Genomic DNA, 1205 nt, shown 5'->3' with positions numbered 1-1205 from the left:
TAAAGAAGGAGAGGAGCGATGTCGAAGGAGCAATTTAAGAGGACGAAGCCGCACGTAAATGTAGGTACGATAGGTCATGTGGATCATGGTAAGACCACATTGACAGCGGCGATGACATTAATATTGAGCAAGAAGGGTTTAGCGCAGTATAGGAGTTTTGATAGTATAGATAATGCTCCTGAGGAGAGGGAGAGAGGTATAACGATAAATACGGCTCATGTGGAGTATGAGACAGAGAAGCGTCATTATGCTCATGTAGACTGTCCTGGTCATGCAGATTACATAAAGAACATGATAACTGGGGCTGCCCAGATGGATGGTGCGATATTGGTAGTGAGTGCATTTGATGGTCCGATGCCTCAGACGAGGGAGCATGTATTATTGGCGAGGCAGGTAAATGTGCCATATATAGTAGTATTTTTGAATAAGACGGATATGGTAGATGATCCTGAGTTGATAGAGTTAGTAGAGATGGAGGTAAGGGATTTATTGAATCAGTATGAATTTCCTGGGGATGAGGTACCAGTGATAAAGGGTAGTGCATTGAAGGCGTTGGAGAATCCTGATGATGAGGGAGCGGTTAAGTGTGTATGGGAGTTGGTACAGGCGTTGGATGATTTCATACCTGAGCCGAGGCGAGATGTAGACAAGCCATTTTTGATGCCGATAGAGGATGTATTTAGTATAACGGGGAGAGGGACAGTAGGTACAGGAAGGATAGAGAGAGGTAAGGTGAGAGTAGGTGAAGAGGTAGAGATAGTAGGATTGGGAGCACACAGGAAGACGGTAGTTACGGGTGTAGAGATGTTCAGGAAGGTATTGGATGAGGGTATAGCAGGAGATAATGTAGGGTTATTGTTGCGAGGGATAGAGAAGGATTGGTTACAGAGAGGTATGGTAGTAGCGGCACCTGGTAGTATAACGCCTCATAAGAAGTTTAAGGCGGAGGTATATGTATTGAAGAAGGAAGAGGGTGGTAGACACACGCCGTTTTTCACAGGTTACAGGCCGCAGTTTTATTTTAGGACAACAGATGTTACAGGAGTTATAAAGTTGCCGGAGGGAGTAGAAATGGTGATGCCAGGAGATCATGTAAATCTGGATGTAGAGTTGATAAAAGAGGTAGCAATGGAAGAGGGATTGAGGTTTGCTATTAGGGAAGGCGGTAGAACAGTTGGTGCCGGTGTCGTAACTCAGATTATTGA

General features: G+C 44.7%; 1 protein-coding gene. It reads left to right on the top strand.

All coding sequences use genetic code 11. From position 1 onward, the window contains the following. Positions 1-18 precede the first annotated feature (18 nt). On the top strand, positions 19-1205 hold a 1187-nt coding region (gene tuf / locus H0Z29_12160; protein MBO8132238.1), incomplete at its 3' end, for an elongation factor Tu.

It is taken from the genome of Candidatus Neomarinimicrobiota bacterium (assembly GCA_017656425.1).
Lineage (GTDB): Bacteria > Fidelibacterota > UBA2242 > UBA2242 > B5-G15 > JACDNV01.
Note: the sequence above shows the minus strand (reverse complement) of the source record. Positions and strands in the feature narration are given on the sequence as shown.